Source organism: Pseudarthrobacter enclensis, from assembly GCF_001457025.1.
In the GTDB taxonomy this organism is placed as follows: Bacteria; Actinomycetota; Actinomycetes; order Actinomycetales; family Micrococcaceae; genus Arthrobacter; species Arthrobacter enclensis.
On record NZ_KQ758599.1, the window covers coordinates 441,241 to 453,250 of the forward strand.

Here is a 12,010-nt window from a genome sequence, read left to right on the forward strand (position 1 = left end):
TCCATGACCCGAATCGCAATCATCGGCGGCCACGGCAAAGTGGCCCTGCTCCTGTCCACCATCCTCACCGGCGAAGGCCACAGCGTCACCTCCTTCATCCGCAACCCGGACCACTCCGCCGACGTCGCCGCCACCGGCGCAACGCCGGGGATCCTCGACATCGAGAACGCTCCGACGGCGGCCATCGCCGAGGCGCTCCAGGGCCACGACGCCGTGGTGTGGTCAGCCGGTGCCGGCGGCGGAAATCCCGAACGAACCTACGCCGTGGACCGGGACGCGGCGATCCGATCCATGGACGCAGCGGCCCAGGCCGGCGTCAACCGGTATGTCATGGTGTCCTACCTTGGAGCCGGCAGGGACCACGGCGTGCCGGAGGACAACAGCTTCTTCGCCTACGCCGAGTCCAAGGCGGCGGCGGACGAGTACCTGCGCGGAACGGGGCTCGACTGGACCATCCTGGGGCCGGGGACGCTGACGGAGAAGGCGGGCACGGGCCGCATCGACGTCGACCCGCCGAAGGAAGGCGGCGGGGAGACCTCCCGCGCCAACACCGCCATCGTGGCTGCGGCCGTGCTGGACCTGCCCGAAACCGCGGGCCGGACCATCGGGTTCCGCGACGGATCGCTTCCCGTGGCCGCGGCGCTGGAGCCCCGGGCCTAGCCGGGGGCGGGAGCTGCCGTGCCGAACACGCGCCACCGCTGCGTGGCCCGCGCGGCAGCCTCCCGCCGCGGCCGGGCAGGGCTGTTGACCTCAGCCTGCACCGCACAGATAATGGCTGGGGAAGTAAATTTAGATTCAAAATAAAAACATCCGAACCGATGAAAAGGATCGTTCCTTGTCCACCACTGCCACGCTGGCAACCCTGTCCGACTCCGACCGCCTGGCCGACCCCAACTGGTGGCGGCAGGCGTCCGTCTACCAGATCTACCCGCGCAGCTTCGCCGACTCCAACGGCGACGGCATCGGCGACCTGAAAGGCATCACCGCCAAGGTTCCCTACCTCAAAGCGCTGGGCATCGACGCCGTCTGGCTGAGCCCGTTCTACCCCTCGGCCCTCGCCGACGGCGGCTACGACGTGGACGACTACCGCGACGTGGACCCCAAGCTCGGCACGCTGGAGGACTTCGACGCGATGGCGGCCGCCCTTCATGGCGCGGGCATCAAGCTCATCGCGGACATCGTCCCCAACCACTCCTCCAACCGGCACCGCTGGTTCCAGGAAGCCCTTGCCTCGCCCAAGGGCTCCCCGGCGCGCGACCGCTACATCTTCCGTGACGGCAAGGGCCCCAACGGTGAGTTCCCGCCGTCGGACTGGGATTCGGTGTTCGGCGGACCGGCCTGGGAGCGGATCACCGAACCCGACGGGACCCCCGGCCAGTGGTACATGCACATCTTCGCCAAGGAACAGCCGGACCTGAACTGGTCCAACCGCGAAATCCGCGACGACTTCCTCAAGACCCTGCGCTTCTGGTCCGACCGCGGCGTTGACGGCTTCCGTGTTGACGTGGCGCACGCGCTCACCAAGGACCTCACCGAACCGCTGCTGTCCAAGCTGGAGCTGAGCGCCGCCAACACCGGCGTGGACGGCTTCGACGACGGCACCCACCCGTTCTGGGACCGCGACGAAGTCCACGAGGTCTACGCCGAATGGCGCGAGGTCTTCAACGAGTACAACCCGCCGCGCACCGCTGTTGCCGAAGCCTGGGTGCACGCGACCCGGCGCGCCCGCTACGCCAGCCCGCAGGGCCTGGGCCAGGCCTTCAACTTCGACCTGCTGCAGGCCGATTTCGACGCCGCCGAGTACAAGGAGATCATCACCAGGAACCTGGCTGAGGCCGCGGCCACCGGCGCCTCCTCCACCTGGGTGTTCTCCAACCACGACGTCGTCCGGCACGCCACCCGCTACGGCCTGCCGCAGATCGCCAAGGAGAAGGCCGGCGCCAAGGGCCAGGACGGCAAGGACTGGCTGCTCGCCGGCGGCCCCGCCGACCAGCTGGACGCGGAACTCGGTGAACGCCGGGCCCGGGCAGCGACGCTCCTGATGCTCGCCGTCCCGGGATCCGCCTACCTGTACCAGGGCGAGGAACTCGGACTGCAGGAAGTCGCCGACATTCCGGAGTCCGAGCGCCAGGATCCCACCTTCTTCCGCAACAAGGGCGTGGAGATCGGCCGCGACGGCTGCCGGGTCCCGCTGCCCTGGAAGGTGGAGGGAACGTCCTTCGGCTTCGGCGACGGCGGATCCCACCTGCCGCAGCCGGACTGGTTCAGCAAGTACGCCGTCGAGGCCCAGGACGGGACGCAGGGCTCCACCCTTGAGCTGTACCGCACCGCGCTGAAACTCCGCCGGGAGCTGCAGACCGGCGAGGAACTCGAGTGGGTGGACAACGGTGCCCCGGACGTCCTGCACTTCAAGCGTCCCAACGGCTGGCAGTCGGTGACCAATTTCGGCGGCACCCCCGTAGAACTGCCCGCCGGGGACGTGCTGGTCACCAGCGCGCCGCTGGAGGACGGAAAGCTGCCGGCCAACACCACGGCGTGGCTGCGCTGATGCCGCTGCCCGGCGCGGCCAGGAAGCCGGCATGCAGGAACTGATTTACGGCTGCATGGGCCTGGGCGGCAGCTGGACCGACGAACCACATGGCCCCGGCCACGTGGACGAGGCAGCAGCTGCCGTCCAGGCGGCGCTCGACGCCGGCATCACCCTGTTCGACCATGCGGACATCTACCGGAACGGAAAGTCCGAAGCCGTCTTCGGCGAGGTCCTTGCGGGCACTGCCGGGTTGCGGGACCGGATCCGGCTGCAGACCAAGTGCGGCATCAGGCTCAATGAGCGCGGGCTGCAGACGCACTACGACCTGAGCCGGGACGCCATCCTTGAACGGGTGGACGGCAGCCTGCGGCGGCTGCGGACTGACTATGTGGACGTCCTCCTGCTGCACCGCCCGGATCCCCTGGCGGACCCCGCGGAGGTGGCTTCCGCCGTCGGGCAGCTGATGTCCGAAGGCAAGGTCCGGCACCTGGGCGTTTCCAACATGTCCGCGGCGCAGATTGAGGCACTGCAGGACCGGCTGGAGACGCCCGTGGTGGCCAACCAGCTGGAGATGAGCCTGCTCAAGCGGGCGTGGCTGGAGAGCCAGGTCCTGGTCAACCATGCCGAGCACCTGGACTACAGCTTCCCGCACGGGACGGTGGAGTACTGCACCCGCAACAACATCACGCTCCAGGCCTACGGCTCGCTGGCCCGCGGCACCTACACGGGCGCGGAGCCGGAGAACCCCACGACGGCGGAGGCCGCCACGGCCCGGCTGGTCGGTGGGCTTGCCGAGCAGCACAACACTACGGGCGAGGCGATCCTGCTCGGGTGGCTGATGAAGCATCCGGCCGGGATCGCGCCGGTAGTCGGGACGGTGAATCCGCGCAGGATCAGCGCCTGTTCCGACGCCCCGAGGGTGGCGCAGGCACTGAGCCGGGCCGACTGGTACCGGCTCTGGGTCACCGCACGGGGCAGCAACATCCCCTGAGCAGTTCCTGAGGGGCCTGCCCAACTGGGTAGCAGCAAGTGCCGTTATGGGGCCCCGTAACGGCACTTGCTGCTACCTGCTGTCACGGGGAAAGCGGTCATATCGGGTTTAGTTCGTATTGATCCTCACAAGGGGGCCCTTTTCTTCGGTGCGCCGGTTGCGGGGCAGATACTGTAGAAACCATGACGTCTACCACCGCCGCCGAGACTGTACGGCCTGAACGCAGCATTCCCGCAGAGATCGCCCGCTCCTGGCTCCTTGTCAACGCCATGAAAACGGAACTCTTCGACCAGTCCGCCGTCTCACGCGCAGATTCGATCATCCTGGACATCGAGGACGCCGTCGATCCCTCACAGAAGGACACCGCGCGGGCCAACGTGGTGGACTGGCTGTCCAGCGGCGGCCAGGCCTGGGTCCGCATCAACGACGCCACCAGCCCGTTCTGGGCTGACGACCTCGCCGGCCTCCGCGGCACCCCCGGCCTGCTGGGCGTGATGCTCGCCAAGACGGAATCGGCTGACCAGGTCACCGAGAGCTTCCACCGCATGGACGGCAAGACCCCGGTCATCCCGCTGGTGGAATCCGCCGTCGGCATCGAGGAAGCCAACAACATCGCCAAGGCCCAGGGCGCGTTCCGCCTTGCCTTCGGTTCCGGCGACTTCCGCCGCGACACCGGCATGGCCGCCACCCCCGAGGCCATGGCCTACCCGCGAGCCAAGCTGGTGGTTGCCAGCCGCGTGGGCAACCTGCCCGGTCCCATCGACGGTCCCACCGTCGGCACCAACCACCCGATCCTGCGGGAACAGACCGGCATCACCGTGATGATGGGCATGACAGGCAAGCTGTGCCTGGCCATCGACCAGACCCCGGTCATCAATGAGGTCATCAGCCCCACCCCGTCGGACGTCGCCTGGGCCACCGACTTCATGAACGACTTCGAAGCCAACGGCCGCGTTATCCGCGACGGCTCGGACCTGCCCCGCCTGGGCCGCGCCGAAAAGATCATGAAGCTCGCGGTCGCCTTCGGGGTGAAGCCGGCACTGTAGTGTCCGCAGCCGCCCTGCCCACGGACCCCGTGACCGATGCCCCGCATCTGGTCCACGGGGTCTTTTGGGATGGACCTCCCGCCGCCAAAGCCGCGGACGACGCCGGGGCTCCGGTGCTTCGGCTCCAGTCGCCTGACCGGGGCCTGACGCAGCTTGCCCTCCATCCGGGCGCGCGGCTCGGGTTCCGGGTGGCGGGCCCGGCCACGTCCTGCCTGGGCCACGTCGTGGTCCGTTCGTCCACCCGGCGGGACCACATCCTGTGCACGGCCGCCGCACCTGCGGTCAAGGGCAGGCAGTGTGGGCGGTGCTTCGTCCTGGACGAGTCCCGCCTGATGCACGACTTCCACCGCGGCGGCCGGGTGACCCCCGGGCTGCGGGAGTACCTGATGCAGGAGCATTGGCTGTACGTGGCCACGTTCGCTGGCGGCGCCACCAAGGTGGGCACCGCCTCGGGCCCGCGCAAATGGAACAGGCTGGCCGAACAAGGCGCGGCCGTGGCCCGCTATGTCGCGAAGACCGACGACGGCCGGGTGGTGCGGATCCTCGAGGACCTGGTGACTGCGGGGCTTGGGCTGACCCAGCAGGTCCGCTCGGCAGCCAAGACCGCCGCGCTGCTGCAGCCGCGCACAGCCGCTGAACTGGACGCCATCAACAGCCGGCATGCGGCCGCGGTCCGGCAGCTGCTGGCCGGCGCCGGTAACGACGGTTTCACGGTGCGGGACGAATCCTGGGCACGGCCGGCCCAGGCGGCGGGGCTCTACGGTGCCGCGGAGCGCCACGCCTACCCCTATCCGCTGGACTCGGGCGGGCACGGGTTCACGGTCGCCGCGATCAGCGGAGCCAACGTCCTGGCCCGCCTGGACGGCACCGACGCACTGTTTGTGGTGGGCCTGGCACAGCTGGCGGGCCGCACCATCGAACCGGGACACTTCGCGTCACCGGTGCCCGCCGTGCAGGAGCCGCTGTTTTAGCACGCCCGTGCGGCCTGGCCGCGGCCGGCGGGAGCCGCGCCTGCAGGGCCGGCAGCCCGGTAAACTGGCTGGGTGCTGAACGAATTCTGGGCCACCGCGCCAACCCGCTACAAAGTCCTGGTCTTCGGCGCCATGGGGCTGATCGCCGTCGGAATCATCCTGAACCTGGTGGGCAACACCAGCGGCAACCAGGGCCTGGCCATGGCCTCGCTGCCGCTGATCGGGCTGGGACTGGTCCTGCACGTGGCAGGCATCGTGGTCCGCGGGCAGGCCATCCGCAAGAACATCCGCCGCTAGGAGCCGACGGCCCGGGGAAGCGGGACCCGTTTTCGGCCCGCCACAACCCGGACGATAGGCTTGAGGCCATGACTATCAATCCGGATCTGCAGGGCCGGAGCTACCCTGCCGCAGAGGTGTACGACGTTGGCCGCGAGAAGATCCGCGAGTTCGCCCGGGCCGTGAAGGCCACCCACCCTGCACACTTCGACGTGGACGCCGCCAAGGCCCTCGGGCACAGCGACCTCGTGGCACCGCCCACCTTCGCCATCATCATCGCCCAGCGCGCCGACGCCCAGCTCATCGAGGATCCCGAAGCCGGCATCGACTTCTCCCGCGTGGTCCACGCCGACCAGCGCTTTACCCACCACCGGCCGATCCTTGCCGGGGACCGCCTCGTCGCAGAGCTGCACGTGGACGGCGTCCGCGCCATGGGCGGGGGAGCGATGATCACCACCCGCTCGGAAATCTTTGCCCTCGGCGACGGCGATGCCCGCGAAGCGGTCACCACCACCACCTCATCCATCCTGGTCCGCGGAGAGGGACAGTAACCATGAGCCCGAAATTCACCGACCTGGCAGCCGGCCAGGACATCGGCGCCCGCACCGTGGACGTCACCCGCACCGACCTGGTCAAGTACGCCGGCGCATCCGGCGACTTCAACCCCATCCACTGGAACGAGGCCTTCGCCACGGGCGTCGAACTGCCCGGCGTGATCGCGCACGGCATGTTCACCATGGGCGCGGCCGTGCAGCTGGTGACCGACTGGGCAGGCGATCCCGCCGCAGTCGTCGATTTCCAGACCCGCTTCACCAAACCGGTGGTCGTGGCGGATACCACCGGAACCACGGAACCGGGCGCCACCATCGAGGTCAGCGGAACCATTGGAAAGCTCGACGCCGATGCCGGCACCGCCCGGGTGGACCTCACCGTGGTCTCGGCGGGCCAAAAAGTCCTGATGAAGGCCCAGGCCCTCGTCAAGCTCTCCTAGCCGTCCCCCTTTGGCCAAGACAGCAGCCGCCACCGTTTCACCCGACGTCACCCGGTGGCGCAACGCCGTCGTGGTGGCCTACGGCGCCAGCGGCCTCGCCTTCGCCTCCTGGGTATCGCGGCTCCCTGCCATCCGGGACGCGCTGGACCTCACCCCGGGCAACGTCGGCGTCCTCCTGCTGTGCATGACGCTGGGGTCCTTCGCCTCCGTGTCCGCCTCCGGGCTGATTGTGCTCCGGCTCGGCTCAAAGCAGACCATCCGGACCGGCAGCATCATGGTGGGCTGCGGCCTGCTGCTCGCCGGCCTGGGAACGACCGTCCTGGCCAGTCCGGTGGCCACAGCGGCCGGACTGGCAGTCATCGGGCTGGGGACCGGCAGCTGGAACACGGCCTCGAACGTGGAAGGCGCGGCCGTGGAGCGGGCCGTGGGCCGGCACATCATGCCCCGGCTGCACGGCGCCTTCAGCCTGGGCACCGTGGCAGGGGCGGGGCTGGGCGCCGCTGCCGCCGCCGTGTCGCTGCCGGTGGCCTGGCACCTCGGTGCGGCGGGATTGGTGGTCGCCGTCTCGGTAGCCACGGCGGCCTCCTGGTTCCGTGCCGACAGCACCCCCGTCGCGGCCGAGCGGACCTACACCCCGGACCACTTCGAGGACCCCACCACCGGGCCAATCCCCATCATCCAGGCGGGAAGCCCGGGAGACGCCCCGCTCGACAACAAGCGCAAGATCGCCCAGGCCTGGCGCGACCGCCGCACACTGCTGCTGGGGGTGCTGGTCCTCGGCCTCGCCCTGGCGGAAGGGGCAGCGGGGGACTGGGTGGCCCTTGCACTGGCGGACGGCCATGGCCAGACGGACGCAGCCGGCGCCGCCGGGTACGGACTGTTCGTCACGTTCATGACCATTGGACGGTTCGCCGGAACACTGGTGCTCGACCGCTACGGCAGGGTTCCGGTGATGCGCTGGTGCGCCGCGCTGGCGGTCTTCGGGCTGGGCCTGTTCGTGTTCGCCCCGTCGCCCTGGCTGGCCTTCGTGGGGCTGGCGATCTGGGGCCTGGGCGCGTCCCTGGGATTCCCGGTAGGCATGTCCGCCGCCGCCGACGACCCCGCCAAGGCCGCAGCCCGGGTGTCCGTGGTGTCCACCATCGGCTACGGTGCTTTCCTCTGCGGTCCGCCGCTCCTGGGCCTGCTGGCCGAGCACGTGGGCATCCTGCACTCCCTGCTGGCCGTCATGGTGATGCTGGCCGTCAGCTTCGTCCTGTCACCGGTGGCCCGGAAGCCTGCCGGTACTTAGCGGAACTGCGTCAGGCAAGTATCTTCAAGTAACGTGGACAGGTGACTTCCACGCTGCTTTCCTCCCTGACCACGTCCGCCGTCGGAGGCCCTGCCGGCCAGTATGTCGAGGCCCGGACCGAGTCTGAGATCATCGACGCGGTCCGTGCCGCCGACGCCGCAGGGGAGCAGGTCCTGATCATCAGCGGCGGCTCGAACCTGCTGATCTCCGACGACGGGTTCCCCGGGACAGTCATCAGGATCGCCTCCGAGGGGTTCACCGTGAACGCCGAAGACTCCTGCGGCGGAGTGGCCGTGGTGGTGCAGGCCGGCCACAACTGGGACCAACTGGTGGACCACGCCGTCCGCCACGCCTGGTCCGGAATCGAAGCCCTCTCCGGGATCCCCGGTTCCACGGGTGCGACGCCGGTCCAGAACGTGGGTGCCTATGGCGCCGACGTCTCACAGACCATCGCAGCGGTCCGGACCTGGGACCGTGAGCGGAACGCCGTGCAGACCTTCACCAACTCCGAGCTCAAGTTCGGCTACCGGGACTCCATCCTGAAGCAGACCACCGTGAACGGGTCACCCCGTTACGTCGTCCTCACGGTCGAGTTCCAGCTGCCGCTGGGCCGCATGAGCGCGCCCATCCGGTACGCGGAACTGGCCCGGTCCCTTGGCGTGGAAACGGGCCAGCGGGCCTACGCCAACGACGTCCGCCGCGAAGTGCTGCGGCTGCGTGCCTCCAAGGGCATGGTCCTGGATCCGGCTGACCGGGATACCTTCTCCACGGGATCGTTCTTCACCAACCCGATCGTTCCGGAGGATGTGGCCGGGTCCCTGCCGGAAACCGCACCGCGCTACCCGGCAGGACGGGACGGCATGGTGAAGCTGTCCGCCGCCTGGCTGATTGACCACGCCGGTTTCGGCAAGGGCTTCGGACTTGAACCGGACAGCGTCTCGGGCGGCCGGGCATCGCTGTCCACCAAGCACACGCTGGCCATCACGAACCGGGGCCCGGCGCGGGCCGAGGACATGGTGGCCGTGGCCCGCGAGGTGCGTGCCGGCGTCGAAGGCAAGTTTGGCATCCGGCTCCACCCCGAGCCGCTGCTTATCGGCCTGCAGCTGTAACCGTTCCCGGCGGAGCATCCGCCGGTACCTGGCGCAGGGACTGCGCGGCACCCATGAGGGCCACGGACCAGCCGGCCAGGGCAAGGTAAACGCCCATGAAGAGCCACACCAGCAGTCCGGGTGCCAGCGGACTGGACATCCCCGCCACGATGCACGTGGCCAGTCCTGCGGCGGCGACGGCCAGGGACAGGACCCACAGCACCCGGCCTGGCATGGGGTGCTGCCGCCAGCCGCGGTGGATCCGCAGGTCATGGTAGCCCACCCGGAGGGCGGGAAACAGCACCGCATAGCCGCCGCCGAGGCTCAGGGCCAGGGACGGAAGAAGCAGCCGGGGTTCGGAGTGCCCGTTGCCCATGAATTTGGTGAGGGAGAGGCAGCCCAGCGCGGTTCCGGCGACGACTCCGGCGGTTCCCCCCACCATCCAGAACCTGGTTTTACGCGCGAACAACTGCCACAAACTCCCCAAAGTCATGGTTCCACCCTATCCGGCGTATCCGGCCCGGAATGCCGCCCCTAGGATGAGGTGCATGGCTGCACTGACGCTGAAGTCCCGGGACGCGCGCCTGCTTGGCAGGCTGCGGCTGGCGTCCCAGGGCCTGCTGGACCTTGGCCGCTGCGGCGCGTCTGCCGCCGATGTGGTGCGCTGGATGACCGCCATGCAGGGCCAGGACCTGCAGGCCGCACTGTGGGCGGTGGGTGTCCGGCTGCCGGGATCCACCTTGGCCGGGGTGCGCGCGGCCCTGGACTCCGGCTCGGTCGTCAGGTCGTGGCCCATGCGCGGAACCCTGCACCTGGTGGCGCCCGAGGACCTTGCCTGGATGCTGGACCTTACCGCCGAGCGGCTCACCAGGAGCATCGCCGGCAGGCACCGGGAACTCGGCATCACCTGGGATGACGTCGAGAAGTGCCGGGACCTGGCCCTGGCTGCGATCGCCACCGGCGGGCCGCTGAGCCGGCAGGAACTCTTCGGGGCGTTTGAAACTGCCGGGCAGCCCACCCAAGGGCAGCGGGGCATCCACATCCTCGGGACGCTGTGCCGGCACGGGTGGCTGGTCCAGGGGCCGCTCTCCGGCAACCAGCAGCTGCTGGTGGCGTTTGACGCATGGATCCCGGTGTCCCGCCGGCTGGAGCGCGACGAGGCACGGGCGGAGTTCCTGCTGCGCTACCTCCGCAGCCACGGACCGGCCACCCTGCGCGACTTTGCATGGTGGACACAGCTGCCGCTGACCGATGTCCGGGCCGCCCTGGCGGACATCCGCGGCTCTGTGGTGGAGCTGGACGTCGACGGCACCAGCTACTGGTTGTCTCCGGAGACGGCGTCGCTGCTGGAGTCCGGTGTTCCCGGGGCCCGGTCGGTCCTGCTGCTGCCGGGCTTTGATGAACTGGTACTTGGCTACACGGACAGAAGCGCAGTCCTGGCCCCGGAACACTTCAACAGCATCGTTCCCGGCGGCAACGGCGTGTTCAAGAAAACCCTGGTGGCCGGTGGAAAGGTGGTGGGCACCTGGGCGCGGGAAGGCACGGGCGCAAGCGCCGCCGTCGTACCCGGACTTTTCGACGGGGTCCCGCCGATGGGAACGGCAGCGCAGGCGGCGTTTGACCGGGCCGCCCGCCGGTACCTCGGGTTCCTGGCCGGCTGACACGCGGGCCCTCCGGCGTAACCGGCCCTTACCCGCCAGACCGGCCCCACCCCGCATGACCGGTGCCGGGCAACACCGGTCATGCGGGCCAGGGCCGTTCGTGGCGAGCGCGTTGTCCACATAGGCGGGCTGGCGGGATGCTACCGGGCGTGCGGGTTCCGCATACTGGCCGCATGAAACCCAACAAAATTGCTGACCTGGTGGAACAACGGTGGCCCCGGGGACCGGTGGCCTCCACCGGGCAACTGGCGGATTCCCGGCTGGAAAGCCGGCTGGTTGCGGCGGCGGTGGAGGCCGGCGTGATCCTCCGGCTGCGGCGGGGTGCCTATGTCCGGCGGACGTACTGGGGCGCGCTCAAGCCCTGGGACCAGGACCGGCTGCTGGTGATGGCGCACTACGAATCCACAGGTGGTTACGCCCGCTACTCGCACGTCAGCGCCGCAATGCTGCACCGTTGCGATGTGTGGAACGCAGGGACCAAGGTCCACGTAACAACTCAGTACTCCAACTCGCGGACCAGCGCGGGCAAGGACGTCAGGACCCACCGGCTTCCGCTAGCACCGGGCGACCTGGCTTCGTTATGGACGCCGGACGGTCGTGAGATCCTCACCACCACCATCGAACGGACCGTCCTGGACTGTGCCCGCATCCTGCCCCGAGCCCAGGCTGCAGTGATCGGTGACCACGCCCTGCGCAAGGGCGCGTCGTTGGACGGCATGCGGCGTTTGCTGGACACCAGCCCTGTGAAGCGCGGGAGCCGGCGGGCCGCCGACCTGCTGGACGTTTTGGATGCGCGGTCTGAATCGGCGGGGGAGACGCGAACCAGGTTGCTGCTGTACTCGTTCGGCCTGACGAGGTTCACGCCGCAGGTTGAAATACCCACGGGCGAAGGCCTGTTCCGGGCGGACTTTGCAGATGATGTGGCACGGGTTGCCATCGAGTTCGACGGCGCCGGCAAGTATTTCGACTACAAACCCACGGGGGAAGTGCTGGTGGCGGAGCGAAGGAGGGAAACGGCGCTGGTGGAGTCAGGCTGGCGGGTCTTCAGGCTGCGATGGAAGCATCTGGACCGCCCCGGAGAGCTCAGACGGCGGCTGCTGGACTTCCTCGGAGGGCCTCCGGGAAAGCAAAAGCGGCCCTGGCCGGCATAACCGGTGCCGGGAAGCAA

General features: G+C 69.1%; 13 protein-coding genes. 12 read left to right on the plus strand and 1 reads right to left on the minus strand.

The window, feature by feature from the left end; genetic code table 11:
- The first annotated feature begins 3 nt into the window (after window positions 1-3).
- From AS031_RS01975 to AS031_RS02020, 10 genes are all read left to right on the plus strand, one after another.
- Window positions 4-660 (plus strand): SDR family oxidoreductase, encoded by a 657-nt coding sequence (locus AS031_RS01975; RefSeq protein ID WP_058266456.1) that lies wholly within the window; start codon window positions 4-6, stop codon window positions 658-660.
- A gap of 175 nt (window positions 661-835) precedes the next feature.
- Window positions 836-2,548 (plus strand): glycoside hydrolase family 13 protein, encoded by a 1,713-nt coding sequence (locus AS031_RS01980; RefSeq protein WP_058266457.1) that lies wholly within the window; start codon window positions 836-838, stop codon window positions 2,546-2,548.
- A gap of 31 nt (window positions 2,549-2,579) precedes the next feature.
- Window positions 2,580-3,521 (plus strand): aldo/keto reductase, encoded by a 942-nt coding sequence (locus tag AS031_RS01985; RefSeq protein ID WP_058266458.1) that lies wholly within the window; start codon window positions 2,580-2,582, stop codon window positions 3,519-3,521.
- Between the two features lie 182 nt (window positions 3,522-3,703).
- Window positions 3,704-4,567 (plus strand): HpcH/HpaI aldolase/citrate lyase family protein, encoded by an 864-nt coding sequence (locus tag AS031_RS01990; protein WP_058266459.1) that lies wholly within the window; start codon window positions 3,704-3,706, stop codon window positions 4,565-4,567.
- Between the two features lie 29 nt (window positions 4,568-4,596).
- Entirely contained in the window at window positions 4,597-5,538 is a 942-nt protein-coding gene (locus AS031_RS01995) for a DUF2797 domain-containing protein (RefSeq protein ID WP_082641949.1), read from the plus strand.
- Between the two features lie 72 nt (window positions 5,539-5,610).
- On the plus strand, window positions 5,611-5,835 hold the full coding sequence (locus AS031_RS02000; protein ID WP_058266460.1) for a DUF3188 domain-containing protein: 225 nt from the start codon (window positions 5,611-5,613) through the stop codon (window positions 5,833-5,835).
- A gap of 68 nt (window positions 5,836-5,903) precedes the next feature.
- Window positions 5,904-6,365: an FAS1-like dehydratase domain-containing protein gene (locus AS031_RS02005; protein WP_058266461.1), complete on the plus strand. Its 462-nt coding sequence runs from the start codon at window positions 5,904-5,906 to the stop codon at window positions 6,363-6,365.
- A 2-nt stretch (window positions 6,366-6,367) separates the two neighbouring features.
- Window positions 6,368-6,805: a MaoC family dehydratase gene (locus tag AS031_RS02010; RefSeq protein WP_058266462.1), complete on the plus strand. Its 438-nt coding sequence runs from the start codon at window positions 6,368-6,370 to the stop codon at window positions 6,803-6,805.
- A gap of 10 nt (window positions 6,806-6,815) precedes the next feature.
- A complete protein-coding gene (locus AS031_RS02015) occupies window positions 6,816-8,093 on the plus strand; it encodes an MFS transporter (RefSeq protein ID WP_058266463.1) in 1,278 nt (425 codons plus the stop codon).
- A gap of 41 nt (window positions 8,094-8,134) precedes the next feature.
- Entirely contained in the window at window positions 8,135-9,202 is a 1,068-nt protein-coding gene (locus AS031_RS02020; RefSeq protein ID WP_058266464.1) for a UDP-N-acetylmuramate dehydrogenase, read from the plus strand.
- Here the strand turns inward: AS031_RS02020 and AS031_RS02025 are convergent.
- Window positions 9,183-9,674 carry a hypothetical protein gene (locus AS031_RS02025; protein WP_141688734.1) on the minus strand — a complete coding sequence of 164 codons (492 nt, stop codon included), beginning with the start codon at window positions 9,672-9,674 and terminating at the stop codon, window positions 9,183-9,185. The two genes, AS031_RS02020 and AS031_RS02025, sit on opposite strands and share 20 nt — an antisense overlap.
- A 55-nt stretch (window positions 9,675-9,729) precedes the next feature.
- Between AS031_RS02025 and AS031_RS02030 the strand changes: the two genes are divergently transcribed.
- Together AS031_RS02030 and AS031_RS02035 are read left to right on the plus strand one after the other, a co-directional pair.
- A complete protein-coding gene (locus tag AS031_RS02030) occupies window positions 9,730-10,842 on the plus strand; it encodes a winged helix DNA-binding domain-containing protein (protein ID WP_058266466.1) in 1,113 nt (370 codons plus the stop codon).
- Between the two features lie 173 nt (window positions 10,843-11,015).
- Window positions 11,016-11,993 (plus strand): type IV toxin-antitoxin system AbiEi family antitoxin domain-containing protein, encoded by a 978-nt coding sequence (locus AS031_RS02035; RefSeq protein ID WP_058266467.1) that lies wholly within the window; start codon window positions 11,016-11,018, stop codon window positions 11,991-11,993.
- Window positions 11,994-12,010: the final 17 nt, after the last annotated feature.

Excerpts from the sequence above, each read along its gene's own strand:
- AS031_RS01975 (WP_058266456.1), top strand. The coding sequence starts at position 4 with ATGACCCGAATCGCAATCATCGGCGGCCACGGCAAAGTGGCCCTGCTC.
- AS031_RS01985 (WP_058266458.1), top strand. The coding sequence starts at position 2,580 with ATGCAGGAACTGATTTACGGCTGCATGGGCCTGGGCGGCAGCTGGACC.
- AS031_RS01990 (WP_058266459.1), top strand. The coding sequence starts at position 3,704 with ATGACGTCTACCACCGCCGCCGAGACTGTACGGCCTGAACGCAGCATT.
- AS031_RS02005 (WP_058266461.1), top strand. The coding sequence starts at position 5,904 with ATGACTATCAATCCGGATCTGCAGGGCCGGAGCTACCCTGCCGCAGAG.
- AS031_RS02010 (WP_058266462.1), top strand. The coding sequence starts at position 6,368 with ATGAGCCCGAAATTCACCGACCTGGCAGCCGGCCAGGACATCGGCGCC.
- AS031_RS02025 (WP_141688734.1), bottom strand. The coding sequence starts at position 9,674 with ATGACTTTGGGGAGTTTGTGGCAGTTGTTCGCGCGTAAAACCAGGTTC.
- AS031_RS02030 (WP_058266466.1), top strand. The coding sequence starts at position 9,730 with ATGGCTGCACTGACGCTGAAGTCCCGGGACGCGCGCCTGCTTGGCAGG.
- AS031_RS02035 (WP_058266467.1), top strand. The coding sequence starts at position 11,016 with ATGAAACCCAACAAAATTGCTGACCTGGTGGAACAACGGTGGCCCCGG.